At 67.4% G+C, this 25747-nt stretch carries 25 protein-coding genes, 1 pseudogene and 1 riboswitch; of the genes and pseudogenes, 12 read left to right on the top strand and 14 right to left on the bottom strand.

Features of this window, described 5'->3' with window-relative positions; all coding sequences use genetic code 11:
* Nucleotides 1–19: 19 nt before the first annotated feature.
* The 3 genes from ACZK0Z_RS01615 to dusA all read right to left on the bottom strand — a co-directional run bounded on the left by ACZK0Z_RS01615 (nucleotide 20) and on the right by dusA (nucleotide 2396).
* Nucleotides 20–703, bottom strand: coding sequence for a response regulator transcription factor (locus ACZK0Z_RS01615; RefSeq protein WP_004136763.1), 684 nt, complete (start codon nucleotides 701–703; stop codon nucleotides 20–22).
* A gap of 73 nt (nucleotides 704–776) precedes the next feature.
* Nucleotides 777–1151, bottom strand: coding sequence for a hypothetical protein (locus ACZK0Z_RS01610; protein WP_049431386.1), 375 nt, complete (start codon nucleotides 1149–1151; stop codon nucleotides 777–779).
* A gap of 213 nt (nucleotides 1152–1364) precedes the next feature.
* A complete protein-coding gene (gene dusA, locus ACZK0Z_RS01605) occupies nucleotides 1365–2396 on the bottom strand; it encodes a tRNA dihydrouridine(20/20a) synthase DusA (RefSeq protein WP_197632521.1) in 1032 nt (343 codons plus the stop codon).
* A 220-nt stretch (nucleotides 2397–2616) separates the two neighbouring features.
* On the opposite strand from dusA, the gene ACZK0Z_RS01600 reads away from it, so the two are divergent.
* The 4 genes from ACZK0Z_RS01600 to ACZK0Z_RS01585 all read left to right on the top strand — a co-directional run bounded on the left by ACZK0Z_RS01600 (nucleotide 2617) and on the right by ACZK0Z_RS01585 (nucleotide 5627).
* Entirely contained in the window at nucleotides 2617–3036 is a 420-nt protein-coding gene (locus tag ACZK0Z_RS01600; protein WP_239503727.1) for a lysozyme inhibitor LprI family protein, read from the top strand.
* 42 nt (nucleotides 3037–3078) lie between these two features.
* Nucleotides 3079–4860, top strand: a complete 1782-nt coding sequence (locus ACZK0Z_RS01595) for a peptidoglycan-binding protein (RefSeq protein ID WP_197632520.1) — start codon at nucleotides 3079–3081, stop codon at nucleotides 4858–4860.
* Between the two features lie 144 nt (nucleotides 4861–5004).
* Nucleotides 5005–5295: a type II toxin-antitoxin system RelE/ParE family toxin gene (locus ACZK0Z_RS01590; protein WP_197632519.1), complete on the top strand. Its 291-nt coding sequence runs from the start codon at nucleotides 5005–5007 to the stop codon at nucleotides 5293–5295.
* A 38-nt stretch (nucleotides 5296–5333) separates the two neighbouring features.
* Nucleotides 5334–5627, top strand: a complete 294-nt coding sequence (locus tag ACZK0Z_RS01585) for an addiction module antidote protein (RefSeq protein WP_049431370.1) — start codon at nucleotides 5334–5336, stop codon at nucleotides 5625–5627.
* Nucleotides 5628–5684: 57 nt separating this feature from the next.
* Here ACZK0Z_RS01585 and ACZK0Z_RS01580 read toward each other — a convergent pair.
* A pseudogene (locus ACZK0Z_RS01580) lies at nucleotides 5685–5852 on the bottom strand (sodium-independent anion transporter); the annotation flags it as partial.
* Nucleotides 5816–6028, bottom strand: a complete 213-nt coding sequence (locus ACZK0Z_RS01575) for a hypothetical protein (RefSeq protein ID WP_049431367.1) — start codon at nucleotides 6026–6028, stop codon at nucleotides 5816–5818. The pseudogene ACZK0Z_RS01580 and the gene ACZK0Z_RS01575, both read right to left, overlap by 37 nt.
* On the opposite strand from ACZK0Z_RS01575, the gene ACZK0Z_RS01570 reads away from it, so the two are divergent.
* Together ACZK0Z_RS01570 and ACZK0Z_RS01565 are read left to right on the top strand one after the other, a co-directional pair.
* The gene (locus ACZK0Z_RS01570) at nucleotides 6027–7007 is read left to right on the top strand and encodes a cation diffusion facilitator family transporter (protein WP_049431365.1); all 981 of its coding nucleotides are present in this window, start codon (nucleotides 6027–6029) and stop codon (nucleotides 7005–7007) included. The two genes, ACZK0Z_RS01575 and ACZK0Z_RS01570, sit on opposite strands and share 2 nt — an antisense overlap.
* A gap of 111 nt (nucleotides 7008–7118) precedes the next feature.
* Nucleotides 7119–7544, top strand: coding sequence for an organic hydroperoxide resistance protein (locus ACZK0Z_RS01565; RefSeq protein WP_004153735.1), 426 nt, complete (start codon nucleotides 7119–7121; stop codon nucleotides 7542–7544).
* 340 nt (nucleotides 7545–7884) lie between these two features.
* On the opposite strand, the gene mmsB is transcribed toward ACZK0Z_RS01565, so the two are convergent.
* From mmsB to ACZK0Z_RS01540, 5 genes are read right to left on the bottom strand one after another with little or no spacing between them, the layout of a single operon-like run.
* Nucleotides 7885–8775: a 3-hydroxyisobutyrate dehydrogenase gene (gene mmsB / locus ACZK0Z_RS01560; protein ID WP_004136647.1), complete on the bottom strand. Its 891-nt coding sequence runs from the start codon at nucleotides 8773–8775 to the stop codon at nucleotides 7885–7887.
* Nucleotides 8772–9947 (bottom strand): enoyl-CoA hydratase/isomerase family protein, encoded by a 1176-nt coding sequence (locus ACZK0Z_RS01555; protein ID WP_049431361.1) that lies wholly within the window; start codon nucleotides 9945–9947, stop codon nucleotides 8772–8774. Before ACZK0Z_RS01555 ends, mmsB begins: the two co-directional genes overlap by 4 nt.
* The gene (locus ACZK0Z_RS01550; RefSeq protein ID WP_049431358.1) at nucleotides 9944–10741 is read right to left on the bottom strand and encodes an enoyl-CoA hydratase; all 798 of its coding nucleotides are present in this window, start codon (nucleotides 10739–10741) and stop codon (nucleotides 9944–9946) included. The genes ACZK0Z_RS01555 and ACZK0Z_RS01550 overlap by 4 nt, the downstream gene beginning before the upstream one ends.
* Nucleotides 10738–11904, bottom strand: a complete 1167-nt coding sequence (locus ACZK0Z_RS01545; protein ID WP_197632518.1) for an acyl-CoA dehydrogenase family protein — start codon at nucleotides 11902–11904, stop codon at nucleotides 10738–10740. The genes ACZK0Z_RS01550 and ACZK0Z_RS01545 overlap by 4 nt, the downstream gene beginning before the upstream one ends.
* Before the next feature lie 14 nt (nucleotides 11905–11918).
* The gene (locus tag ACZK0Z_RS01540) at nucleotides 11919–13424 is read right to left on the bottom strand and encodes a CoA-acylating methylmalonate-semialdehyde dehydrogenase (protein ID WP_049431353.1); all 1506 of its coding nucleotides are present in this window, start codon (nucleotides 13422–13424) and stop codon (nucleotides 11919–11921) included.
* 114 nt (nucleotides 13425–13538) lie between these two features.
* On the opposite strand from ACZK0Z_RS01540, the gene ACZK0Z_RS01535 reads away from it, so the two are divergent.
* Entirely contained in the window at nucleotides 13539–14906 is a 1368-nt protein-coding gene (locus ACZK0Z_RS01535; protein ID WP_106549918.1) for a helix-turn-helix domain-containing protein, read from the top strand.
* A gap of 353 nt (nucleotides 14907–15259) precedes the next feature.
* On the opposite strand, the gene ACZK0Z_RS01530 is transcribed toward ACZK0Z_RS01535, so the two are convergent.
* Nucleotides 15260–17152 carry a patatin-like phospholipase family protein gene (locus tag ACZK0Z_RS01530; RefSeq protein ID WP_049429762.1) on the bottom strand — a complete coding sequence of 631 codons (1893 nt, stop codon included), beginning with the start codon at nucleotides 17150–17152 and terminating at the stop codon, nucleotides 15260–15262.
* A 194-nt stretch (nucleotides 17153–17346) separates the two neighbouring features.
* On the opposite strand from ACZK0Z_RS01530, the gene ACZK0Z_RS01525 reads away from it, so the two are divergent.
* From ACZK0Z_RS01525 to pncA, 4 genes are all read left to right on the top strand, one after another.
* Complete coding sequence (locus ACZK0Z_RS01525) at nucleotides 17347–18396, top strand: bifunctional nicotinamide-nucleotide adenylyltransferase/Nudix hydroxylase (RefSeq protein ID WP_049429763.1); 1050 nt, start codon at nucleotides 17347–17349, stop codon at nucleotides 18394–18396.
* Between the two features lie 64 nt (nucleotides 18397–18460).
* Nucleotides 18461–19870: a nicotinate phosphoribosyltransferase gene (locus tag ACZK0Z_RS01520; protein WP_049429764.1), complete on the top strand. Its 1410-nt coding sequence runs from the start codon at nucleotides 18461–18463 to the stop codon at nucleotides 19868–19870.
* A gap of 95 nt (nucleotides 19871–19965) precedes the next feature.
* A riboswitch (cobalamin riboswitch) is annotated at nucleotides 19966–20159 on the top strand.
* 156 nt (nucleotides 20160–20315) lie between these two features.
* On the top strand, nucleotides 20316–20987 hold the full coding sequence (locus tag ACZK0Z_RS01515) for an epoxyqueuosine reductase QueH (protein WP_049429765.1): 672 nt from the start codon (nucleotides 20316–20318) through the stop codon (nucleotides 20985–20987).
* Nucleotides 20988–21043: 56 nt separating this feature from the next.
* The gene (gene pncA / locus ACZK0Z_RS01510) at nucleotides 21044–21670 is read left to right on the top strand and encodes a bifunctional nicotinamidase/pyrazinamidase (protein WP_049429766.1); all 627 of its coding nucleotides are present in this window, start codon (nucleotides 21044–21046) and stop codon (nucleotides 21668–21670) included.
* Nucleotides 21671–21768: 98 nt separating this feature from the next.
* Here the strand turns inward: pncA and purU are convergent, their stop codons facing one another.
* Nucleotides 21769–22620 carry a formyltetrahydrofolate deformylase gene (gene purU, locus ACZK0Z_RS01505; protein WP_197632575.1) on the bottom strand — a complete coding sequence of 284 codons (852 nt, stop codon included), beginning with the start codon at nucleotides 22618–22620 and terminating at the stop codon, nucleotides 21769–21771.
* Nucleotides 22621–22734: 114 nt separating this feature from the next.
* Here purU and ACZK0Z_RS01500 point away from each other — a divergent pair, with 114 nt between their 5' ends.
* Nucleotides 22735–23646: a LysR substrate-binding domain-containing protein gene (locus ACZK0Z_RS01500; protein WP_197632576.1), complete on the top strand. Its 912-nt coding sequence runs from the start codon at nucleotides 22735–22737 to the stop codon at nucleotides 23644–23646.
* Nucleotides 23647–23649: 3 nt separating this feature from the next.
* On the opposite strand, the gene ACZK0Z_RS01495 is transcribed toward ACZK0Z_RS01500, so the two are convergent.
* Both ACZK0Z_RS01495 and ACZK0Z_RS01490 read right to left on the bottom strand, forming a co-directional pair.
* Nucleotides 23650–24750: an NADH:flavin oxidoreductase/NADH oxidase gene (locus tag ACZK0Z_RS01495; RefSeq protein ID WP_197620495.1), complete on the bottom strand. Its 1101-nt coding sequence runs from the start codon at nucleotides 24748–24750 to the stop codon at nucleotides 23650–23652.
* 159 nt (nucleotides 24751–24909) lie between these two features.
* A complete protein-coding gene (locus tag ACZK0Z_RS01490; RefSeq protein WP_100443743.1) occupies nucleotides 24910–25716 on the bottom strand; it encodes an NAD-dependent protein deacetylase in 807 nt (268 codons plus the stop codon).
* Nucleotides 25717–25747: the final 31 nt, after the last annotated feature.

Here is a 25747-nt window from a genome sequence, read left to right as displayed (position 1 = left end):
CTCGCCAGGCGGAGCCGGCTCAGCCCTCGTTGCGCGGGATCGCGAAACGGTAGCCGCGACCGCGCACGGTCTCGATCGGCTTCAGTTCGCCATCCGGGTCCAGCTTCTTGCGCAGGCGGCCGATGAACACTTCCAGCACGTTCGAGTCGCGGTCGAAGTCCTGCTGGTAGATGTGTTCGGTGAGGTCGGCCTTGGAGACCAGTTCACCGGCATGCATCATCAGGTACTCCAGCACCTTGTACTCGTAGCTGGTGAGGTCGACATTGCTGCCGGCCACGCTGACCGTCTGCGCTGCCAGGTCCAGGGCGACCGGGCCGCATTCCAGGGTTGGCTTGCTCCAGCCGGCTGCGCGGCGCAGCAGCGCGTTGACGCGGGCCAGCAGCTCTTCGACGTGGAACGGCTTGACCAGGTAATCGTCGGCGCCCTGCTTCAGGCCCTCGACCTTGTCCTGCCAGCTCGAACGCGCGGTCAGGATCAGCACCGGAAACTTCTTGCCTTCGTCACGCAGGGCCTTGATCAGCTCCATGCCCGACATCTTGGGCAGGCCGAGGTCGATGATGCCGACATCGAACGGAACTTCGCGCCCCATGTAGAGGCCTTCCTCGCCGTCCTGCGCAGCATCGACGGCAAAGCCTTCGCGCTTGAGCCGGGCTGCCAGGGTCTCACGCAGCGGGGCTTCGTCTTCGACCAGAAGGATACGCATGAACTCTCCCTAGTGTCCTGGGTGTGGCCCGGAGGCCTGTGGGGTACGGGTTGATAGCGACAACTATCCCTGTTCAGGGGTTATCGCCGCGTAGTGATGACATATCCGACCGCGGCGTGCGCGGCTGTGAACGCGACGGGGCGGGGTCGTCCATGTAGCGGACACGGCCCCGGTCGTCCATGTACTTCACCCGGTTGATGTCACGACCATCGAACGGCACGCGCTCGGCGCCGAGGATGTGGCCGCCGGTGGTGCGCTGCACGCGGCGCACGGCATCGGACAGCGAACGCTCGTCGCCACGGTTGCCACGCTCGCCCCGCTCCATCATCTCCGCCCGCCCCTGGTCGCCGCGCGGCGGCTGCTGCGCCAGCGCCGAAGACAGCGGCACAGCCGACAGCACCACGCAGGTGGCGAAGGCAATGCGGCGATGGAAGGGAGCGGAAGACATCGATGCGATCCTAGCCGAGCTCGGCGATTCGTTCAAAAGCCGTAAATCCGGGAGCCGGGTTCGGGACCCGGCGCTTTACAATTCCTTTGCAAATTCTTGGTTTGGGGCAGTGAATCCGGTCTGAACTTTTCCGGCCCCGCCCCTGCGTTGTTCAGCTAAGTGAACATTCGGGACGAATCGGCGCCCCTTGTCAAGCCAGGAGTGTGACCGCGCTCACGCCGCGGCACGATCCGCGTCGCGTTCGGTGACGGCCAGCGCCTGCTCGACCAGGGTCCAATCGGCGCCAGGGCGGTGTGCGCCCTCGCTCAGCACCTGGCGGAACGCGCGGCCACCGGGTTGGCCGTGGAACAGGCCGAGCAGGTGGCGGGTGATGTGCTTCAGCGCCAGGCCTTCGCCCAACCGTGCTTCCACATAGGGGCGCAGCGCGCGCAGCAGATCGCCACGGGCCTGCAGCGGGGCGCCGGTGTGCAGCGCCTCCAGCTGATGCAGCAGGTAAGGGTCGTGGTAAGCCGCGCGGCCCAGCATCACGCCGTCGACGTGCGCGGCCTGCGCCTGCACCGCCTCGATGCTGGCCAGGCCGCCGTTGATCACCACCGGCAGTGCCGGGCGCTCCTGCTTGAGGCGGTAGGCCCAGTCGTACTTCAGCGGCGGAACCTCGCGGTTCTCCTTCGGCGACAGGCCCTTGAGCCAGGCATTGCGCGCATGCACCACCACCATGCTGGCACCGGCGGCGACCTGGTGGTCGACGAAGGCGGCGAACACGTCGTAGTCGTTGTCTTCGTCCACGCCCAGGCGGCATTTCACCGTCACCGGGATGTCGACCGCATCGACCATGGCCGCCACGCACTCGGCCACCAGCACCGGCTCACGCATCAGGCAGGCGCCGAAACGCCCGGCCTGCACGCGGTCGGACGGGCAGCCGCAGTTGAGGTTGACCTCGTCGTAACCCCACTCGGCGACGATGCGCGCAGCCTGCGCCAGCAAGGCCGGATCGCTGCCGCCCAGCTGCAGCGCCAGCGGTTGTTCGCTGCGGTCGAAGCCGAGCAGGCGCTCGCGATCGCCGTGGATGACCGCGTTGGCGTGCACCATTTCCGTGTACAGGCGTGCGCCCGGCGCCAGCACGCGATGGAACACGCGGCAATGGCGATCGGTCCAGTCCATCATCGGGGCAACGGACAGGCGCAGGGAATCGGCGTAACGGGCGGTGGCGGACGTCATCGGGGTGTTGATCGTGGAAACTGGCATTGCCAGTGAGATCAATAGTTTACACCGGGTGGCTGAATGGCGGCGGGTGGCGCCGGGATACCGCTTCGGCGCCCCGGCCCGAGGGCCGTCCGCACGCCGGGCGGCGCCCACCCGCAATGACGGGCAACCGGTCACAGTTGTCGCGATTCGTTGACGACGACGAAATATTGACGCCGTTATAGTCCAGCGCTCGCAATGGATTGGACGTGTGGAGCAGATGATGCAGCACAAGCGTTTGAGCAGGACCCTGGCCACCGCGCTGGCCGTCGCCACCCTGGCCATCGGCACGGCAACCGCAGCACCGGCGGCCACCGGGCTGAGCCCGACCTTCACCACCTGCCGTGACAAGGCGCAGGGTGCGGTCGAGCAGGCCGCCTGCCTGACCTCGGAAAGCGCGCGCCAGGACCAGCGCCTGAACCAGGCCTACCGCCAGTTGCAGGCAAAGCTGAGTGGCGCGAAGAAGACCAAGCTGGTGAATGCCCAGCGTGCGTGGCTGCAGTCGCGCAGCCGCGATGGTGAACTGGATACCGCGCTCTACGACGATTCGCAGCCCGGCAACCTGCAGGGCGAGCTGAACGATGTGATGCGCCTGAGCGCGCGCGCCGACCAGCTGCAGAAGTATCTCCAGCTGCTGGACTGACCCATGAGGGGCAGACCCTCTGACTGCACAAGGATGTAAGACATGCCAACCAACATCGATACCCACGATCTCGATGCCACCTCCGGCGCCGTGTATTTCGCCGTCGGCCGTGGCACCGAAGGTGGCCCCGCCTCCTACCATCTGGCCATCGCCGGCATCACCCAGGGCGTGACCGAACCGCACTGGGGCACGGTGAACAAAGTCGCGCAGAACAGCGGTTACAGCCTGGGCGCGATCCAGGTCGACTTCGGCCAGCGTGGCGAATGGGCACTGGGCGCCATCGACGGCCGCGCACTGAAGGCGGGTGAGACGACCTATGTCGACGCCGTGATCGATCAGGCCAGCAGCTATGCCAAGGCGCACAACCTGCCCTTCACCCAGGACCACGCCGACCTGCGCCGCGACCTGCTCAGCCACGGCAATGGCCTGAGCGGGCGCAGCTCGATCCAGTTCATCGATACCAGCACACGCGACAGCATCAACGCCTGGGCCGGTTCGGCCGAGGGCAAGCAGTGGATCCACGCCAACATCGACTACCCGCAGGTGCGCAACGCCACCCGGATCGGCATGACGATGGTGGACGCGCACGGCAGCGGCATCGCCGAGGAAAACCGCTTCGAAGCGATCAGCCTGATCGCCAAGACCGCCAACCAGTTGCCCAGCCAGCTGCCCAAGCTGCAGAAGGTGCTGGAAGAAGGCGGTGACTACGAGGCGCTGCGCGCCAAGGCCGGGCAGATCCGCGAAACCTACCAGTACTTCGATGCGCCCAAGGCCGGCGACATCGCCGTGCGCTATGAGGACGCGTATGCCAACAACAAGGACGCAATGGACCGCGCCCATGCCAAGGTCAGCAGCCGCGACTACTCGCCTGCCGGTGAGCACAACGACGCCGATATCCAGGTGGCGCTGGGCCAGATCGGCGCACCGCGCCAGCAGGCCGGTTCGCAGACGTTGAAGGAAGGGTCCAGCGGCCGTGACGTGCTGAAGCTGGAAAGCAACCTGGTCACGCTGGGCCATGCCAGTGCTGACGGCCAGCAGACGCTGAATCCGGACCGGCGCTTCGATGCCACTACCCGCAAGGCGGTGGAAGACTTCCAGCGCGCACACAATCTGGACCCGGTGGACGGCAAGGCCGGCCCGGCCACGCTGGCCGCGATCGACCGCGACGCGCGCGAACTGCAGGGCAACCTGGCCGCGCTGGGGCTGACCGATGCCAAGGGCCAGGCCATCGGCAGCGACGGCTATCTGGGCGGCGGCAGCCGCCACGCGATCAACACCTTCCAGCAGCAGCATGGCCTGCCTGCGACTGGCATCGCCGATGCGGAAACCCGCCAGGCGCTGGCCAATGAAGTGCGGCAGCGTGCGCAGGGACAGGGCAACACCCCGGAACAGCAGGCAGCGGCCGAGCCAGCGCGCGAGACGGTGTACCCGATGTCCGACCCGCGCAGCCCACAGAACTGGCTGTACACCGAAACCCTGGTGCAGGTGAAGTTCGCCGAGGAAGCGCGTGGCCTGCCCTCCGGCGAGCACAGCGAGAAGCTGGCCGCTGCGCTTACCGTGGAAGCTGCGCGCGCCGGCCTGTACCGGGTTGATCGCGTTGAGCTGAACCAGGATGGCTCGATGGCGCGCGCGGTGCAGGCCAATGCACTGCACGACGAAAGCGCGTTGAACCGCAATACCGCGCCGGTATCAACCGCTGACGCGATGCGCCAGAGCGTGCAGGAGAACAGCGAGCGGGCGTTGCAGGTGAGCGATCAGCAGCGCGAGCAGCAGAAGATCGACCAGCAGACCCAGCAGCACGGGCCGCGGGCCATGATGGCGTGAGGGATGCAGGCCCACGGGCCTGCTGTCGTCATTCGCGCGCTCCCACTGGTCCGCCTGAGGCAGACCAGTGGGGTCGAGCACGGTGCGTCGATGATCGTCGCGGATGCCAATTGAACCATGTATCCTTATGGATACTGTGGATGAATGGCGATTCTCCAGGCAACAGAAACATTCACGCGATGGCTGCGCGGACTCAACGACAGCAGGGCCCGCGGCGTGATCGTGGAGCGCCTGCAGCGCGTCGCCCGCGGTCTCGAGGAAGATGTTCGATCAGTGGGTCATGGCGTGAGCGAACTGCGAATCAACCATGGGCCGGGATATCGCGTGTATTTCACGCGTCGCGGGAGATCCATCGTCGTGCTCCTGCACGGTGGCGACAAGTCGAGCCAGCGTCGCGATATCGAAAAAGCGGTCAGGCTCGCGGAGCTGCTGTAGCCACCATTTGATTCCATGCCGTTCCCAGGACTCTCCCCATGAGCAAGCTGAAGACGATTCCCTTCGACCCCGCCGACTATCTGGCTGATGACGTCGCAATCGCCACCTATCTGAGCGAGGCGTTGGCAGCAGGTGATGCGGGCCACTTCCAGGAGGCGCTCGGAACAGTGGCGCGCGCCCGCGGCATGGGCGGCGTTGCCGAGGTGTCCGGTCTTGGACGCGAGAGCCTGTACAAGGCGCTGCGCCCCGGAGCACACCCACGCTTCGATACCGTGCAACGTGTGCTGTCAGCGCTTGGGGTGCACCTGATCGTGCAGGCCGGCAAGGCCTGACCGCGACCGCTTCATTCGCCGGGCGTGGCCCGGCGCTACCCGGGCCAGGTGACCGCTTCAGTGCCCGCCGCCGCGCGCTTCCACCTGCTCGATCAATGTCTGGCAGGCCGCATTGAGGCCCACCACCGTCACCTCCGCACCATGCGCGGCCAGCTTTTCCTGCGCGCGTTCCAAGGCGGCCACGGCAGTCAGGTCCCACAGGTGGTCATCATCGATTCGAGCGGGCCGACCACGGCCAGCGTGGCCGACACCGGCAACAGGATGCGCAGCGTTTCCCAGGATGCCGGCGATGAAGGCAATGGAGAACGCGGGTTGACGCCGGCGATGAGCGAGAGGGCGATAGCCTCGGGAATCAGCGGCAGGACGACGACGATGCCGGGCAGCAGAAGGCAGCGGAGCATGGCGCCGCTCTACAATCGGGTCATGCCTACCGATCGCCCGCAGTTCTTCGACCCCGCCACCGAACAGGGCGTGCTGCGCCTGTCGATCGCCGCTTCGCTGCTGCTGGCCGCGGCGGCGGTGGTGTTCGGCCTGCTCGCCAATTCGTCATTGATCATCTTCGACGGCATCTACGGCCTGATCGACGTGGTGATGACCTGGCTGTCGCTGCTGGTGGCACGGCTGATCGCGCTGTCCACACAGACCGACGCCCTGCAATCGCGGCTCAACCAGCGCTTCACCATGGGCTTCTGGCACCTGGAACCGATCGTGCTGGGGGTCAGCGGCACGCTGATGATCGGTGCGGCACTGTATGCCCTGGTCAATGCGGTGGATGCACTGATGTCCGGGGGCCGCCACATTGCGCTGGGCCCGGCCATCGCCTTTGCCGGGCTGTCGATCGTGGGCGAAGGCGCACTGGCGTGGTTCATCCTGCGCGCCAACCGCCGCATCGGCTCGGAGTTCATCGCGCTGGATGCAAAGAACTGGGTGATCGCGGCCAGCATGTCGGCCTGCTACCTGCTGGCCTTCCTCGGCGGCGTGCTGGTGCAGGGCACCTCGTGGGCCTGGGTCGGGCCGTACATCGACCCGGCCATCCTCGCCTTCGTCTGCGTGCTGGTGATGATCGCCCCGCTCGGCACCGTACGCCGGGCGCTGGCCGGCATCCTGCTGGTGACGCCGCCGGAACTGCAGGCCCACGTGGATGCGGTGGCGCGCGGCATCGTCGCCAGGCATGGCTTCGTCGAGCACCGCAGCTACGTGGCGCAGGTGGGGCGTGGCGAGCAGATCGAGTTGTTCTTCGTGGTGCGCGAGGACGACCCGCCGCGGCCGCTGGTGGAATGGGACCAGCTGCGTGATGAGATCGGCGATGCACTGGGCGAGGCTTCGCCGGACCGCTGGCTGACCATCATGTTCACCACCGACCGCGAATGGACGATCTAGGCCCGCAGGACGATCAATCAAGTTTTTCGTACGCATTGCAACCCAACGTACGCGGAAACCGGGCAAAGTAGGCTCCAACGCAACACCCACCCACCGACCAGGAGCATCCCGATGTCCATCGAAAAGGTTCTGTACACCGCCCAGGCCACCTCCACCGGCGGCCGTGAAGGCCGTTCCGTGTCCTCCGACAACGTGCTGGACATCCAGCTGTCGACCCCGCGCGAGCTGGGCGGCGCCGGCGGCCCGGGCACCAACCCGGAGCAGCTGTTCGCCGCGGGCTACTCGGCCTGCTTCCTGGGCGCGCTGAAGTTCGTGGCCGGCCAGGCCAAGGTCGCGCTGCCGGCCGACACCACCGTCACCGGCAAGGTCGGCATCGGCCAGATCCCGACCGGCTTCGGCATCGAAGCCGAGCTGACCATCAACGTGCCGGGCGTGCCGCGCGAGCAGGTGGAAGAACTGGTGCAGAAGGCGCACATCGTCTGCCCGTACTCCAATGCCACCCGCGGCAACATCGACGTGACGTTGATCGTTGCCTGATGCAACGCGGGGTCGGCCGGGGTCGGATCCCTTTGCCAACGGCAAAGGGCTCTGACCCCAGCACAGGATCTCAGGGGTCAGAGCCTTTTCGCGTTGCGAAAGGGATCCGACCCAAAAAAAAAATGGGCGGATGCCGGTCGAAACCGGGCATCCGCCCATCCCACCTCGGGTGGGCCCCGGCACGCGACCGGGGACGCATTCGCTTGCGTAGCGCCGAGCCCATGCTCTGCTGATCCGTCCGACGCTGAGACATCCGGCGGAAAAGCAGCCGAGCATGGGCTCGGCTCTACAGAATCCGGGGGGCGCCATCCATACGGAGGAAAGGCGCGCCGCAGACCGGTTACTTCTCGCTCGTGATGAGCTGCACGACGCTGGAGAAATCCAGCTTGCCGCGGCCGGCCTGGTGGTTCATCGAGTACAGGTTGCGGGCCACTTCGCCCAGCGGAATCGAGGCGCCGACACTCATCGCCGCTTCCACCGCCAGACCCATGTCCTTCAGCATCAGGTCACTGCCGAAACCGCCGCTGTAGCCGCGCGAGGCCGGCGCATTCTCCAGCACGCCCGGCCACGGGTTGCACACTTCGGTGGCCCAGCTGCGGCCCGTGCTGACCGCCATCATCTGCGACAGCACCTTCGGGTCCAGCCCGTGCGCCACGCCGAGCGCAATGGCTTCACCGGTCACCGCCATGATCACGCCCAGTGCCATGTTGTTGCACAGCTTGGCGACCTGACCGGCGCCGCTGGCGCCCACGTGGAAGATGTTCTTGCCCATCGCCTGCAGCACCGGGCGCGCGCGTTCCAGCGCGTCCTCTTCACCACCGACGATGAAGGTCAATGTGCCGGCCTGGGCACCGGCGGTACCGCCGGACACCGGCGCGTCGATCATCTGCAGGCCGCGCGCGGCGGCGGCTTCAGAAACCTTGCGTGCGCTGGCCGGGGCGATGGTGCTGCAGTCGATGACCAGTGCACCGGCGGGAATCGCGGCGAGAATGCCGTCGTCGCCCAGGTACACGCCTTCGACGTGGCGGCTGGCCGGCAGCATCGAGATCACCACTTCGGCATCGGCCAGGGTTTCGCGTGCCGACGCGGCCGCGCTGGCACCGGCGTCGACGGCGGCCTGCACTGCGGCCGGGACCAGATCGAACACGCGCACGGTGTGGCCGTTCTTGACCAGATTGGCGGCCATCGGGCCACCCATGTTGCCCAACCCAATGAATGCAATGCGGCTCATGCCAGGCTCCTTTCAGCGACGGGGGTGCCCAGGTCGGCCAGCGGATGCGCGGCATCGGCCCAGGGCGAAGCGAAGAACGTATCGGCCCACGCGGTGTCGGCCTCGGCCAGGCTGGCCGGGTTCCACTGCGGGTTGCGGTCCTTGTCGATCAGCAGCGCGCGGATGCCTTCGGCGAAATCGCCGTGGGCGGCGCAATGCAGCGCGGTGATGTACTCCAGACGATAGACACTGGCCAGATCCTGGCCGGCGCTGCGGCGCTGCAGTTCAAAGGCCAGCCGCGCCGAGCCCGGCGCACCAGCAGCGAGGGTCTTCTGTGCCGCCTGCAGCCAGGCATCGTCGGTCTGCAGGCCACTGATGCGATCGATGATGGCGGCAAGGTCATCGCCCTCGCACAGCCCGTCGACCTGCGCGGCATTGGCCAGCAGCGGACCGGTGGCGGCATCGCTGGCGTGAGACTGCAGCAGATGGCTGAGGCGTTCGTGGTTGTGTGCGGCATCGCCCGACCAGGCCACCTGCAGCAGCGCATCGAACACTGCGCTGCGGCGTTCTTCAGCCACGTGCACATCGGCCAGGCCGGCATAGATGGCATCACCCGGGTTGAGCAGGGCGCCGGTCAGGGCCAGGAACAGGCCGCCCTTGCCGGGCACGCGCGGCAGCAGCCAGCTGCCACCGACATCGGGGAACAGGCCGACGGTGATTTCCGGGAAGGCCAGCTTGGAGCGCTCGCTGACCACGCGATGGCTGGCGCCGGACATCAGGCCGATGCCGCCGCCCATCACGATGCCGTGGCCCCAGCACAGGATCGGCTTGGCGTAGGTGTGGATGAGGTAATCGACGCGGTATTCGACGTCGAAGAACTCGGCCGCGTAGTCGTTCTCGCGGATGTCGCTGCGGCCGGCCTCGCGGAAGGCGACCATGCTCTGGTACAGGCTGTGCAGGTCGCCGCCGGCGCAGAACGCCTTTTCGCCAGCACCCTGCAGCACCACCATGGCGATGCCGCCGTCGTCGGCCCAGGCGTTCAACTGCTTCAGCAGCAGGTGCGCCATCGGCAGCGAGAAACCATTGAGCGTACGCGGCGCGTTGAGCGTGGCGATGCCGATGCGGGTGCCGTTGCCGGCCACGCGCTCTTCGAACAGCACCGGTGCGTCGTCGGCAGCGGTGTCGGTGCTCATGCGTTCTTCCACTGCGCGGTGCGCTTTTCCAGGAAGGCAGTCACGCCCTCGACCTGGTCGGCGGTGTCGAACAGGTCGACGAAGGCTTCGCGCTCGGCCACCAGCGCCGAGGCGTGGGTGCCGGTGCGGGTGGACTGCACCAGGGTCTTGCAGGCGGCGATGCTGGTCGGGCTCTGCTTGCCGGCCTTCTTCGCCCATTCCAGCGCCAGTGCCTTGGATTCGCCCTTGCCAACCTTTTCTTCGGCCAAGCCAATGCGCAGTGCGGTCTCGGCGTTGATGCGCTCGCCCAGCAGGATCATGCGCTTGGCCCATCCCTCGCCCACCAGGCGCGGCAGGTTCTGGGTGCCACCGGCGCACGGCAACAGGCCGACGGTGGCCTCCGGCAGCGCGACCTGGGCGTGGTCTTCGATGATGCGCAGGTCGCAGGCCAGCGCGCATTCCAGGCCACCGCCCATGGCGTAGCCGTTGATCGCGGCGATCGACACACCACGGAAACCGGACAGCGCTTCGAAGGCTTCACCGAAACGGCGCGCGGCTTCACGTGCAGCGGCCTTGTCACCGGAGGCGAACTGGTTGAGGTCGGCACCGGCAGAGAAGAACTTCTCACCGTCGCCGGTGATCACCAGCGCGTAGATGTCGCGGTCTGCGTTGAGCGCGCCGACCAGGTCGCGCAGCGCTGACAGGCTGTGCACGGTCCAGGTGTGCGCCGGCGGGTTGTGCAGGGTGACCACGGCGGTGTGGCCGTCGGCCTCGACCTTCAGGCCCACGTGCTCCTGGGTACGCCAATCCTTCATCGCAGTTCCTCTTCGGTGTTGAGCAGGTGACGGGCAACGATCACCCGCATGATCTCGTTGGTGCCTTCCAGGATCTGGTGCACGCGGCTGTCGCGCAGCAGGCGCTCGATCGGATATTCGCGGATGTAGCCGTAGCCACCGTGGATCTGCAGGGCTTCGTTGCAGATGTTGAAGCCGGCATCGGTGGCGAAACGCTTGGCCATCGCGCACCACACGTTGGCATCGGTGGCACCGGCATCGAGCTTGCGTGCAGCGGTATGCACCATCTGCCGCGCGGCCACCAGCTGCGTGACCATGTCGGCCAGCTTGAACTGCAGTGCCTGGAACTCGGCCAGCGCCTTGCCGAACTGGCGGCGCTCGCCCATGTAGCGACGTGCGGCATCCAGCGCGCCCTGCGCGGCACCCAGCGAGCAGGCGGCGATGTTGATGCGGCCGCCGTCCAGCCCCTTCATCGCCAGCTTGAAGCCGCCACCTTCCTCTCCCAGAAGGTGGCTAACCGGCACGCGGACGTTTTCGAAGGTGATGCCACGGGTGGGCTGGCTGTTCCAGCCCATCTTCTCTTCCTTGCGGCCGAAGCTGATGCCCGGCAGGTCCGACGGCACTGCAATGGCGCTGACGCCACCTGCACCGACACCGCCGGTACGCGCCATCACCACCAGCAGCTCGGTGGCACCAGCGCCGGAAATGAAGGCCTTGGAGCCGTTCAGCACGAAGTGATCACCATCGCGCACCGCCGTGGTCTTCAGCGAGGCCGCATCGGAACCGGCACCCGGCTCGGTCAGGCAGTACGAGGCCAGCTTGATGCCCGAGGACAGGTCGGTGCCCCACGCATCGCGCAGTGCCGGCTGGCCCCACTTGGACACCATCCACGAGGCCATGTTGTGGATGCTGATGTAGGCCGCGGTCGACGGATCGACGTTGGCGAGCTCCTCGATGACGACGGCGGCGTCCAGTCGGCTCAGGCCGCTGCCGCCCACTTCCGGGTCCATGTACAGACCGCAGAAGCCCAGTTCACCGGCCTTGGCGATCGCCTCGCGCGGAAAGATGCCCTCCGCATCCCATCGCGCGGCGTGCGGTGCCAGTTCGGCCTGTGCGAAGTCGCGCGCGGCCTCGCGGTACGCCTGCTGCGCTTCTTCCAGTTCCGTCGTCATCGAGTGGCTCATGGCTGCTCCTGCCGTTACTTCAGGCTGATCGTGGTGTTGACGCCGTGGCTGAGCGTCTCGTCATCGAACCAGCGCGCGGTGACCGTCTTGGTCTGGGTGTAGAACAGCACCACCTGCTTGCCGTACGGGCCCAGGTCGCCCAGCTTGGAGGCGCGCGAACCGGTGAACGAGAACAGCGGCACCGGCACCGGGATGGGCACGTTGATGCCGACCTGGCCGACGTCGATGTCTTCCTGGAACTTGCGGGCGGCCGCGCCGGACTGGGTGAACAGCGCGGTGCCGTTGCCGTTCGGGTTGCTGTTGACCATCGCGATGGCGTCTTCCAGCGTCTCTGCTTCGAGGATGACCAGCACCGGCCCGAAGATTTCTTCCTGGTAGATGCGCATGTCGGTGGTGACACCGGCAAAGATGGTCGGGCCGACGAAGTTACCCTTCTCGAAGCCATCGACCTGCGGCTTGCGGCCGTCGAGCACCAGCTGGGCGCCCTGCTCCACGCCCGAGGCGATCAGGCCTTCCACGCGCTCGCGGGCGCTGCAGGAAATGACCGGGCCGACATCGGTACCGGCGACGGTGCCGCCGCTGACCTTCAGGGTCTTGGCCTTGGCCACCAGGTCCTGCACCCAGTTGCGTGCTTCACCGACCAGCACCAGGGTGGAGGCGGCCATGCAACGCTGGCCAGCGGCACCGAAAGCAGCACCGACCATCGCGTTGAGGGTCTGTTCCTTGTTGGCGTCCGGCAGCACCACGGCGTGGTTCTTGGCGCCCATCATGCACTGCACGCGCTTGCCGGCCAGCGAGGCGCGGTTGTAGACGTGGGTGCCGACGCGGGTGGAACCGACGAACGACACGGCCTTGATGTCCGGGTGATCGCAGATCGCGTTGACCACTTCCTCGCCACCGTGGACGACGTTCAGCACGCCCTTCGGAATGCCGGCTTCCAGCGCCAGTTCGACCAGGCGCATGGTGACCATCGGATCCTGTTCGGACGGCTTGAGGATGAAGGTGTTGCCGGTGGCGATCGCCATCGGGAACATCCACAGCGGGATCATCGCCGGGAAGTTGAACGGGGTGATGCCGGCGCACACGCCCAGCGGCTGCATGATCGTGTAGGTATCCACGCCATTGGCCACGTTGTTGGCCAGCTCGCCCAGCTGCAGGTTGCCGATGGCAGCGGCATGCTCGACCACTTCCAGGCCGCGGAACACATCGCCTTCGGCGTCCGGCAGGGTCTTGCCCTGCTCGGCGGTGAGGATGTGGGCCAGCTCGCTCATGTTCTCGCGGATCAGCTGCTGGTACTTCAGGAAGATGCGCGCGCGGGTGCCGATCGGGGTCTTGCGCCAGGTCTTGAAGGCTTCCTTGGCGGCGGCGACGGCGGCGTCCACTTCGCCGGTGGTGGCGAACGGCACCTTGGCCAGCACGTCCTGGGTGGCCGGATTGATCACGTCCTGCCAGTGGGAGGTGGCCGATTCGATGAACTGGCCATCGATCAGCATGCGGATACGGGGCGCTGCAACAGTCATGACGACAATCCCACGGGCTCGAAAGATGCTTGGCATTATTCACAGCACCCACCTCGATTTCCGGGCTGAATCCGCTTAATCTGGCCAACACGCCAGACGATTCATGTTAATTCTGTGAATTATTCAGCCACCCAACGACAACTTGGCCTGCGCCTGCTGCGGCTGCGCGAGCAGCGTGGCTACAGCCAGGCTGATCTGGCGCGGGCGCTGGGGCTGTCGGCCAGTTACCTGAACCAGATCGAGCGCAACAAGCGCCCGCTGACGCCGGCGGTGCAGAAAAAGCTGGGTGAGGTGCTGGGCGACGTTTCCTCGTTGTTCGACGAAGATGAGCCCGCCGCACTGCAGGAGGCGCTGGGCGAGACTTTGCGCGACCTGGGCCTGGCGGAGGTGAGCGCGACCGAACTGCGCGCACTGGCCGGCAACCTGCCGCAGGTCAGCCGCGCCCTGCTGGACCTGCACCGCCGCCACCTGGCCCTGCGCGAACATGCCGCCGCCCTGGAATTCCAGCTGGGCGAGCCGGGTGCCGGCAGCACCCTGCCTGCCGGTGACCAGGTGCGCGAGTTCTTCAACCGCATGCACAACCACATCCCCGAGCTGGACGAACTGGCCGAGCGCCTGTTCGCCGAGTGGGGGTTGTCGCCCGGGCACGTGGCGCCACGCCTGCGCCAGCTGCTGGCCGACCGCCATGGCGTGCTGGTGGAAGTGGCCGCGCTGCAGGCGGGGCGCGAGAAGCGCCAGTACGACGCCGGCACGCGCCGTTTGTGGCTGCCGGACTACCTGGAGCCAGGCCAGCAGGCGTTCCAGATGGCCGCCGAGCTGGCCCTGCACGGCTACCTGCCGCAGATCGATGCAGTGGTGGCACGTGCTGGATTCACCGATGACGCCCGCATCGCGCAGGCGCGTATCGGTCTGTCCAACTACTTCGCTGGTGCGCTGGTGATGCCGTACATGCGCTTCCTGCGCGCCGCCGAGGCCTGCAACTACGACATCGAACTGCTGGCGCACCAGTTCGGCGTCGGCTTCGAAGCGGTCTGCCACCGGCTGAGCACGCTGGCACGGCGCAGTGCGCCCGGCCTGCCGTTCTTCTTCATCCGCGTGGACCGCGCCGGCAATGTGTCCAAGCGCCACTCGGCCACCGATTTCCATTTCTCGCAGGTAGGTGGTTCGTGCCCGCTGTGGATCGTCTACGAGGCATTCAACCAGCCCGGGCGCATCCTCACCCAGACCGCGCGCATGCCCGATGGCCGCCGCCATTTCTGGCTGGCGCGGCAGGTCAGCAGCGGACCGGTCGGCCACGGCCAGCCGCGCAAGACCTTCGCCGTGGCGCTGGGTTGCGACCTGCAGCACGCCGAGCGGCTGGTGTATTCGCTGGGGTTGGATGTGCAGAGCCCGGGCAATTCGGTGTCGATCGGGCCGGGTTGCCGGGTGTGCCCGCGCGAGGACTGCATGCAGCGTGCGTTCGCGCAGTTGCCGGGGCGGTAGGGTTGGTTCGGCAGGACTGCGCCCTGCACCTGCTTCAATCCAAGGCAACAGCAAAAGCAACAGCGGGCTTTCCGTGGGATGGCGGGGTGGGTCCGGTGGCGGGGGACGCCGTAGACCCGTCCTTGGGGGCTTGGCCGCGGCATCCATGCCGCGGACACCCCCGCCACCGGACCCACCCCGCCTTCGACAGATCTCCGCGAGCTGTCAAAACGGCATCCTTTGCTGCTGTGGGTAGGTGTCGACCTTGGTCGACACGCTTGATCCACGCCACGCGTGGATGCTCTTCGATGAATGTTCGAAATGCTCGACTTCAACGGGGTTCCATCCACGCATGGCGTGGATCTGCTACCCGGTCAGTAGATCGGCGTCACCTTCATCTGCGGCAGCGGGCGTGGTGCGCCGTCGGTCAGGTCCGGGCCAAGGTCTTCCCAGGTGCGGCCCTGCTCGACCATCTGCGCCCACAGCTGCTGCGAGCCGCGACGCTTGTCGTCCGAGCCCAGCTTGTACGACGGCGGTGCCGGTTCACCCCGGGCGACCATCGAATAGGCCGCGCGGTAGGCCAGCACCTGCTGCGCCGGGTCGTCGGTACGCGCCACTTCCAGCGTGTAGCGCTGGTAGGCCGAGGCCAGGTTGCGCCAGCGGATCCAGTAGTGGTTCTCGAACGAGAACGAACAGAAGCGCGCACCGGCCAGGCTGCCCTTGTCGGCGATGCGGGTGAGCACCTCCTGTGGCATGTCCAGGTTCATGCCGCCTTCGTCGCCCTGCAGGCTGACGTGCACGATGCGGTCGCGGTAGCCCGGCGCGCGCGCCTGCAGCAGATCACGCCAGTTCTGCATGGTTGCCACCACCGCGAACAGAAAACGCCCCAGTTCCGCAGCCGCCAACGGCGTGGCGATCGACTGGTAGGTGCGCTGCCAGCCATGCCGGTTTTCGGTGGGCAGGAACACGGCGTGTTCCAGCGCCTGGCGGCCACTGCTGCCCTGGTTCACCTCTTCGGCGTGCTGCGGGTAGACCAGATTGATGGCGAAGGTCGGCCAGCGCGGCAACGCGGCATCGAACAGATGAATCGGGAAGTTGCTGCTGATGCCGCCATCGGAGAACCAGCAGATGCGGAACGCGGTGATCACCGGGCCGCAGGCCTGCCCGGCACTGGTCAGCCCTTCCATGCTGTCGGCCACGTTGTGCTCGGGGTCGGCCGCTGGCGCAGTCGGATCGCAGCGACGCTCGCGGCGCGAAGGTTCGTGCAGCGGCACGGCGCTGATCAGCAGCGGGAAGCTCAGGCTCATGCGCGTGGCCACCAGCACCGGCAGCTGCGGGCCCGGCGGCAGGTGATAATACTGGCGCCCCTCCACCTCCAGCGGCGGGCCAGCCTGCTTCACCAGCCACTGCACCACGCTGGCCGGGAACAGCTGCTCGAATTCCTCGCGCAGGAACCAGAACTGCGCGCCGCCCAGCGGCAGCGTACGCGGCTCGTTGTGCGACACGCAGGTGGTGATCATCTGCAGGCTGATCGCATGCGGGCTGTCCGGCTCGCCGGCATAGCGCGGCGCGTCGTGCAGGTCGGCGAAGGTGAGCGGTGCATCCAGCGGCTTGCCGGACAACTGCTGCAGGCATTCGTGCAGCCACTCGGTCAGTGCCGGCGTGCGTGCATCGCGGCCGAGTCCACTGCATAGGCCCAGCAGATTGCGTCGCGCCACGCGTGCCACACGCAGCGCGGCACCGGCCACACCCGCACCATACGCACACAGCAGCGACGGCAGCAGCGTGGCCGCCACGCCGCTCCAACCACCGCCCCACCAGCCCAGGCCGAGCAACAGCGCCAGCGACACCAGCACTTCCAGCGGTGCGATCTCGAACACGGCAACGGCCAGGCACAGCAATTTGTGCGGCAGGCTGGCATTGCCGGTCAGCACCACCAGCAGCCGATAGGCCGCGCGTGCGCCGCGCGCCGGCTGGAACAGGCTGTAGATAAAGCCGCGCCGCGACAGCTGCGCCGATACCGCCGACAACCCACCATAGCCGGCATCGCCGGGCAAGTGCTCACCGGCCTGCTGGCGGCGATCACCGCAGGCCGCCGCAGCCGCCACCGCCGCAGCGATGGCGCCGGCCGAAGTGCCGCCGATGCTCTTGAATCGATACTCGCGCGCCAGCGCCAGTACCGCATTGGGGTACACGATGCCGCTGGTGATGCCGCCTTTCATGACCAGATCGCAGTACTTGTCTGCCACTGTCTTGCCCCCGAGCATGCCGTCCGCCGCGTGGGTGCCAGTATGGCGCAGAGGCTTCTCAGGGCCTGAGAACACCACCGCAGTCCGAGCAGGAATCTGCGGCGTTCAGCCGATGGCATGCCTGCAGGCTTGACCCGCCCCGCCATCGGCGTAGCATCTGCAGCAAGCCAAGGGACAGACCTGCGGCTGCCACAACGACATGAGGGATTCTCATGGAATTCGACTATCTCGTCTTCATCGGGCGTTTCGAGCCCTTTCACAACGGCCACGCCGCCGTTGCGCGCCTGGCCCTGAGCCGGGCCCGCAAGCTGATCTTCCTGGTCGGCTCTGCCGATACCCCCCGCAGCCTCCGCAATCCCTGGACCGTGGCCGAACGTGCCGTGATGATCCAAGCCGCCCTCGACGGCCATGGCGACCGCCTGCTGATCCGCCCGCTGCGTGACCACCTGTACAACGAAGCCCAGTGGATCGCCAACGTGCAGCGCCAGGTGGCCGAGGCCCTGCGCAACGACGGCGCCGCGGCCGATGCCAGAGTCGGCCTGATCGGCATGGACAAGGATGCGTCCAGCTACTACCTGCGCGAGTTCCCGCAGTGGCCGCTGGTGGACGTGCAGCACACCGCCACGCTGTCGGCCACCGAACTGCGGCGTTACCTGTTCGAGGCCGGCGACGTGGACTTCCACGGTGCATTGCTGATGCTGCGTGGCAATGTGCCGGCGCCGGTCTTCGACATGCTCGAAGCGTTCCGCAAGAGCGCGCCGGCCTATGCCCAGCTGGTGGCCGAGTACCGCTTCATCGAGCAGTACAAGGCCGCCTGGAAGGATGCGCCCTACGCGCCGACCTTCGTCACCACCGATGCGGTGGTGGTGCATTCGGGCCACGTGCTGCTGGTGCGCCGCCGCTCGGAACCCGGCAAGGGGCTGTGGGCATTGCCCGGCGGTTTCGTCGGCCAGGAACAGAGCCTGCTCGACAGCTGCCTGCGCGAACTGCGCGAGGAAACCCGGCTGAAGATCCCGCTGCCGGTGCTGAAGGGGTCACTGAAGGGCCAGCAGGTCTTCGACCACCCCGACCGCAGCCAGCGCGGCCGCACCATCACCCACGGTTTCCACTTCGAATTCCCCGCCGGCGAGCTGCCGCCGGTGCGCGGCGGCGATGACGCCGACAAGGCGCGCTGGGTACCGGTAAGTGAAGCCCTGGACATGGGCCCGCAGCTGTTCGAAGACCACCTGCACATCCTGGAGTATTTCCTCGGCCGCGGCTGACAGGCCCGGCCTCCCCACTGGCGGATAGACCGCCGGTGCCACCCGACGCGAAGGAGCTTCCGTCATGCACTACCTCGATAATCTTCTCCTCAACACCGACAGCTACAAGGCCAGCCACTGGCTGCAGTACCCCCCGGGTACCGATGCCACGTTCTTCTACGTCGAATCGCGTGGCGGCCTGCACGATCGCACGGTGTTCTTCGGCCTGCAGGCGATCCTCAAGGACGCACTGGCACGGCCGGTCACCCACGCCGACATCGACGACGCTGCTGCGGTGTTCGCCGCGCATGGCGAACCGTTCAACGAGACCGGCTGGCGCGATATCGTCGACCGGCTTGGCGGCCACCTGCCGGTACGCATCCGTGCCGTGCCCGAGGGCAGCGTGGTGCCCACCCACCAGGCACTGATGACGATCGAGTCGACCGATCCGGCCGCGTTCTGGGTGCCGTCGTACCTGGAAACGCTGCTGCTGCGGGTGTGGTATCCGGTCACCGTGGCCACCATCAGCTGGCACGCACGGCAGACGATTGCCGCGTTCCTGCAGCAGACCAGCGACGATCCGCAGGGGCAGCTGCCGTTCAAGCTGCACGACTTCGGCGCGCGCGGTGTATCGAGCCTGGAATCGGCCGCGCTGGGCGGTGCCGCGCACCTGGTCAACTTCCTCGGCACCGATACCGTATCGGCCCTGTGCCTGGCCCGCGCGCACTATCACGCGCCGATGGCCGGCTATTCGATTCCCGCCGCCGAGCACAGCACCATCACCAGCTGGGGCCGCGAGCGTGAAGTGGACGCCTACCGCAACATGCTGCGCCAGTTCGGCAAGCCCGGTGCGATCGTGGCGGTCGTGTCGGACAGCTATGACATCTACCGCGCGATCAGCGAGCACTGGGGTACCACCCTGCGCGATGCAGTGATCGCCTCGGGCGCCACCCTGGTCATCCGTCCCGACTCGGGCGACCCGGTGGAGGTGGTGGCCGAAAGTCTGCGCCGGCTGGATGAAGCGTTCGGCCACGTGATCAACGGCAAGGGCTATCGCGTGCTCAACCACGTGCGGGTGATCCAGGGCGATGGCATCAACCCGGATATGATCCGCGCCATCCTGCAACGCATCACCTACGATGGCTACGCCGCCGACAACATAGCCTTCGGCATGGGCGGCGCCCTGCTGCAGCGACTGGACCGCGACACGCAGAAGTTCGCGCTGAAATGCTCGGCGGCACGGGTCGACGGTGAGTGGGTCGATGTATACAAGGATCCGGTCACCGATGCCGGCAAGACCAGCAAGCGTGGCCGCATGCGCCTGCTGCGCCGCCTGGGTGACGGCAGCCTGCATACGGTGCCACTGCCGGCCAACGGCGACGACACCCTGCCGGTCGGCTTCGAGGACGCGATGGTGACCGTGTGGGAGAACGGGCACCTGCTGCACGACCAGCGGCTGGACGACATCCGCGCGCGGGCTGCGGTGGGACGTTGAAGGTACGTCCCGCCCGGGGTCGGATCCCGTTGCAGCGCAACGGGCTCTGCCCCCTTGACCCTGGCCAGCAACCCGTCCACCGTGGGCGCGCCGAAGGTATCCCTCCAGGCGTTCACGCGCGGGGAGGGATTTAAACGGGAATCCGGTGAAGGCGCCTCACGCGCCCATTCCGGAGCTGCCCCGCAGCGGTGAATGGAAACGAATCCTGCCAACAGCACTGGGCTCACGCCTGGGAAGCGGCAGGGAGTAGGTGGGCTGCGGCCCGTGTCCATCAGCCCGAATACCGGCCCCGGCCGGGGGACACGACCGTCCCCTGATTCGACCTGGACTCTCCGCGGGGAGGGTGCCGGGGCCGTCGTCGTCCTGCGCGCGCAGGCGGTGTGGCCGCGCGCGTCCTGTTCACGGTATCCGGCCAGCCCACTTCCACGCCCTGACGCACCCGACGATGACCGAGTTCCAACGCCCCGCCCTGACCCTGCCCGCCGACGGCAAGCGCCTGCTGCTGCATTCGTGCTGCGCACCCTGCTCCGGCGAAGTGATGGAGGCGATCACCGCCTCCGGGATCGACTACGCGATCTTCTTCTACAACCCCAACATCCACCCGGTGAAGGAATACGAGCTGCGCAAGCAGGAGAACATCCGCTTCGCCGAGAAGCACGGCATTCCGTTCATCGACTGCGACTACGACACCGACAACTGGTTCAGCCGTGCGCGCGGCATGGAGAACGAACCCGAGCGCGGCATCCGCTGCACGATGTGCTTCGACATGCGTTTCGAGCGCACCGCCCTGTACGCGCACGAACACGGTTACGACACCATCAGTTCTTCGCTGGGCATCTCGCGCTGGAAGAACATGGCGCAGATCAACGACTGCGGCATCCGTGCCGCGTCGCGCTATGAAGGCCTGCAGTACTGGGACTACAACTGGCGCAAGGGCGGCGGCGCCAGCCGCATGATCGAGATCAGCAAGCGCGAGCAGTTCTACCAGCAGGAGTACTGCGGCTGCGTGTATTCGCTGCGCGATGCCAACCGCCATCGCCGCGAGAACGGCCGCGAACGGATCAAGATCGGCCTGCTGTACTACGGGCAGGACGCTGGGACGCCGCAGGGCGATTGACCTGTGCCGCCGGGGCGGCCACGCTGGTCGCCCCTTTGCGTTGTAGTGGATCTGCCATGACCGCCCTGCCCGCCGACGTCGCCCTGCTGGTGATCGACCTGCAGCCGGACTTCATGCCCGGTGGCGCGCTGGCCTGCGACCAGGGCGATGCCCTGGTGGCACCCATTGCAGGGCTGCTGGCGCAGCGCCGCTATCGCACGGTGGTGGCCACCCAGGACTGGCACCCCGCCGATCACGCCTCATTTGCCAGCCAGCACCCCGGCAAGCGTCCGTTTGAGACCATCCTGCTGCACGCACAGCCACAGACCCTGTGGCCCGACCATTGCGTGCAGGGCAGCGACGGCGCCGCGCTGCATCCGGGCGTGGACTGGACTGTGGCTGATCTGATCCTGCGCAAGGGCACGCGCCAACAGGTGGACTCGTACAGCGCCTTCCGCGAGAACCACGGTCCCGATGGCGAGCGCCCGGCGACCGGCCTGGCCGGCTGGCTGCACGAGCGCCGCATCCGCGAAGTGCACATGTGCGGCCTGGCCCGCGACTACTGCGTGCTGTGGAGCGCGCAGGACGCGGTGAAGTCTGGCTTCCGGGTGAAGTTCCTGTGGGAGCTGACCCGACCGGTGACCGACGCCAACGATGCGATGGTGCGCGAGGCGCTGGGCAAAGCAGGGATCGCGATCATCTGAGTTGCCCTGTAGAGCCGAGCCATGCTCGGCTCATCCGTCAGATTCACGGCCTTGGGCCGAAGTGCAGCCGAGCATGGCTCGGCTCTACAGAAAGGCCCCTACCGGAATACGACGGTGCGATGCCCGTTGAGCAGGATGCGGTGCTCCACATGGCGGCGAACCGCGCGTGCCAGTACCAGCGATTCGGTATCGCTGCCCAGCCGCACCAGCTCGCGCGGTGCCATCGCGTGGTCCACGCGGGCCACGTCCTGTTCGATGATCGGGCCTTCGTCCAGATCCTCGGTGACGTAGTGCGCGGTGGCACCGATGATCTTGACCCCGCGCGCGTGCGCCTGGTGATACGGCTGCGCGCCCTTGAAGCTGGGCAGGAAGCTGTGGTGGATGTTGATCGCACGGCCGGCCAGTGCGCGGCACAGCGTGGGCGACAGGATCTGCATGTAGCGCGCCAGCACCACCAGGTCGATGCGCTCGTGCTCGACGAGATCGATGATCTGCTGTTCCTGCACCGCGCGCGTTTCGGCGGTCACCGGCAGGTGGTGGAACGGCACCTGGTAGGACGCGGCCAGCGGCGCGAAGTCGGCGTGGTTGGACGCTACTGCCGCGATGTCCACCTTCAGCTGGCCACTGTGGGCGCGGAACAGCAGATCGTTGAGGCAGTGGCCCTGCTTGCTGACCAGCACCAGCAGGCGTGCGCGGCGGCGGCCATCGTGCAGCTGCCAGTCCATGCCGAAGCCTTCGGCGAGCGCGGCCATGCTCGTGTGCACGGTCTCCAGCGGCAGGCTGGCGTCGCGGTCGAAGTGCACGCGCAGGAAGAAGCGGCCGCTTTCCTCGTCACCGAACTGCTGGGCGTCGAGGATGTTGCAGCCGTGGTCGAACAGCAGGCCGGACACGCGGTAGACGATGCCGGTACGGTCGGGACAGGACAGGGTAAGAATGGAATCGGGGCGCATCCCCCGAGTGTAGGGCAGCGCCGCGTCCGCCGGATCGATGGTCACCGATGCAACCGAACAGCTTGGTTCAGTCCCAAGCGATACTTGGGTGTACCCGTGGCAAGCTGGTTGGTCATGAACCTGTTGCAACTGATCCGCAGCTTCACCCGCACCGCAGAGACCGGCAGCATTGCCGCCGCGGCCCGCATCCTTGGCATCAGCGCCACCGCTGTCGGCCAGAACATCAACCGGCTGGAGGCCCATCTGGGCGTGCGGTTGCTGAACCGAAGCACGCGGCAGCTGGCTCTCAGCGAGGCCGGCGCGCTGTACCTGGCGCAGGTGCGCCACATCGAAGCCGACCTGGCGCGTGCGCAGGCCATGGTCACCGCCGGCGACATCGAACCGGCCGGGCCACTGCGCATCGCCAGCAGCAGCGCGTTCGGCCGCCACGTACTGGCGCCGTTGCTGCCGTCACTGCAGCAACGCTACCCGCAACTGCAGCTGGAACTGCGCCTGACCGACCGTGCCGTGCAGCATGGCCCTGAAGCCGTGGATGCCAGCATCCGCATCGGCGCACAGCTGGAGGACGGCGTGGTCGCACGGCAGCTGGCGCGCGTACCGTTCGTGTTCTGCGCCTCGCCGGCCTATCTGAAGGCGCACGGCACCCCGCGGCAACCCTCCGACCTGGGCAGCCATCGTGGTCTGCTGCACCGCTTCCCCACCGATGGCCGGCCATTGCGCTGGGGCCTGCTGAAGGACGGCCAGCGCGTGGACGCCGCGCTGCCACCAAGCATGGTCTGCGATGACATCGATGCGCTGGCGACGCTGGCGGCGGCCGATGCCGGCATCACTCGATTGGCTGCGTTCGTGGCCGAGCCCTACCTGCGCGATGGCCGCCTGCAGGCGGTGTTCGGCGCCGATACCGCGTGGCGCCCGGAACCGATGGAGGTCTACTTCTGCGTCAGTGACCGCCGCGACTTCACCGCCAAGATCCGCGCGCTGTTCGAACACCTGCAGGCCGGCATGGCGCCCGCCTGGCGGGTGTGAGCCTCAGCGTGCCTTGAACACGCCACGCGCGTCGCGCGGCTCGCAGCGCAGGTACTGCGGCGCCGGTACCACGCTCTCGCGCAGTGCAGCTGCGGCATGCCACGGCCAACGCGGGTCGTAGAGGATGCCGCGCGCCAGGGCCACGGCATCGGCGTGGCGATGGCGCAGGATCGATTCGGCCTGTTCCGGTTCGGTGATCATGCCCACCGCGATGACCGGCATGCGCACCTTGGCCTTGATCGCCGCCGCGAACGGCACCTGGTAACCCGGGCCGACGGTGATCTTCTGGCGCTCGTCCAGGCCGCCGCTGGAGACATGCAGGAAATCGCAGCCGCGCGCGTCCATCACCTGCGCCAGCGCCTCGCTCTGCACCAGATCCCAGCCGCCATCGACCCAGTCGCTGGCGGAGATGCGCACGCCCACAGCGACCTTGTCCGATACCGCCGCACGCACGGCGTCGAACACTTCCACCAGCAGGCGCAGGCGGTTGGGCAGCGAGCCACCGTAACCATCGGTGCGGCGGTTGCTCAACGGCGACAGGAACTGATGCAGCAGGTAACCGTGCGCGGCGTGCAGCTCGATCAGTTCGAAGCCCAGGCGCTCGGCACGCACCGCGCTGGCGGCGAAGGCGGCGATGACGTCGGCGATGCCGGTCTCGTCAAGTTCCTGCGGCGCTGGATCGGCGGCATGGAACGGCAGCGGCGACGGCGCCACCGTAGTCCAGCCACGGGTATCGTCGGCCGGCAGCTGGCCGCCGCCGTCCCAAGGCCGGTTCACCGAGGCCTTGCGGCCGGCGTGGCCGAGCTGGATGCCCAACGGCATCGGCGACCAGCGGCGGACGCTGGCCAGCACCTGTGCCAGCGCGGCTTCAGTGCCATCGTCCCACAGGCCCAGGTCGGCCCAGCTGATGCGGCCGCGCGGTTCGACGGCGGTGGCTTCCAGGATCAGCAGGCCGGCACCGGACTGCGCCAGGTTGCCCAGGTGCATGGCGTGCCAGTCGCTGGCGCGGCCGTCCTCGGCGGAGTACTGGCACATCGGCGCGATGACGATGCGGTTGGACAGGGTCAGGGGGCCGAACGAAATCGGCGAAAACAACTGGCTCAAGACGGTGATGGACGACGAAGGGGTGCGTATTGCACCGCCGCACGGCCTGCGAATCAACCGTCTGGATGGATCGCTGTTTCGCGCGGCCTGCTGAAGCCGAGCGTGGGCTCGGCTCTACAGAAACCAACACCCCCTTGCAGAGCCGAGCCCGCGCTCGGCTCAGCCCGCCACCCAACCGGCCAACGCCTCGGCGCAGTCCCGCTCGTCCTTGAACTGCAGCAGGTCGTCGGCACGGGTACGGCCACGATTCAGCGCCGCCACCGGCAACCCTGCCTTCGCGGCCGCCTGCACGAAGCGGAAGCCGGAATAGACCATCAGCGACGAGCCCACCACCAGCACGGCATCAGCCTGTTGCAGGTGGTCATGCACCGCCGCCACGCGTTCACGGGGCACGTTTTCGCCGAAGAACACCACGTCCGGTTTCAGCAGGCCGCCGCAGGACGGGCAATCGGGCACCACGAAGCTGGAGAAATCGGTCTCCAGATCGGCATCGCCATCCGGGGCGATGCCGGCCTCCAGCGCGTCCCAGCCCGGGTTGGCGTCCAGCAGGCGCTGCTGGAAGTCCTCGCGGCCGCTGCGGCGTTCGCAGCCCATGCAGCGCACCTGGTCCAGGCGGCCATGCAGGTCGATCACGTTGTGGCTGCCGGCGCGCTGGTGCAGGCCATCCACGTTCTGGGTCAGCAGCACCTGCAGCGTGCCGCGCGCTTCCAGGGCGGCCAGGGCCTGGTGGGTGCCGTTGGGCCGGGCCAGGCCGAAGCGCGGCCAACCCAGCAGGCTGCGCGCCCAGTAACGCTGGCGGGTGGCCGCCTCGCCCATGAAGGCCTGGTAGGTCACCGGCGGCGTGCGTTTCCACTGGCCGTCGGCATCGCGATAGTCGGGAATGCCCGAGGCAGTGCTGCAGCCGGCGCCGGTCAGCACGAACAGGCGCTGGGCGCGGTCGATGAAGTCGGTCAGCGGCGGGGTCATGGGAGCCAGATGGGGGCGCGTGGGCGCCCCC

It is taken from the genome of Stenotrophomonas sp. 116085_Sma, assembly GCF_056479585.1.
Note: the sequence above shows the minus strand (reverse complement) of the source record. Positions and strands in the feature narration are given on the sequence as shown.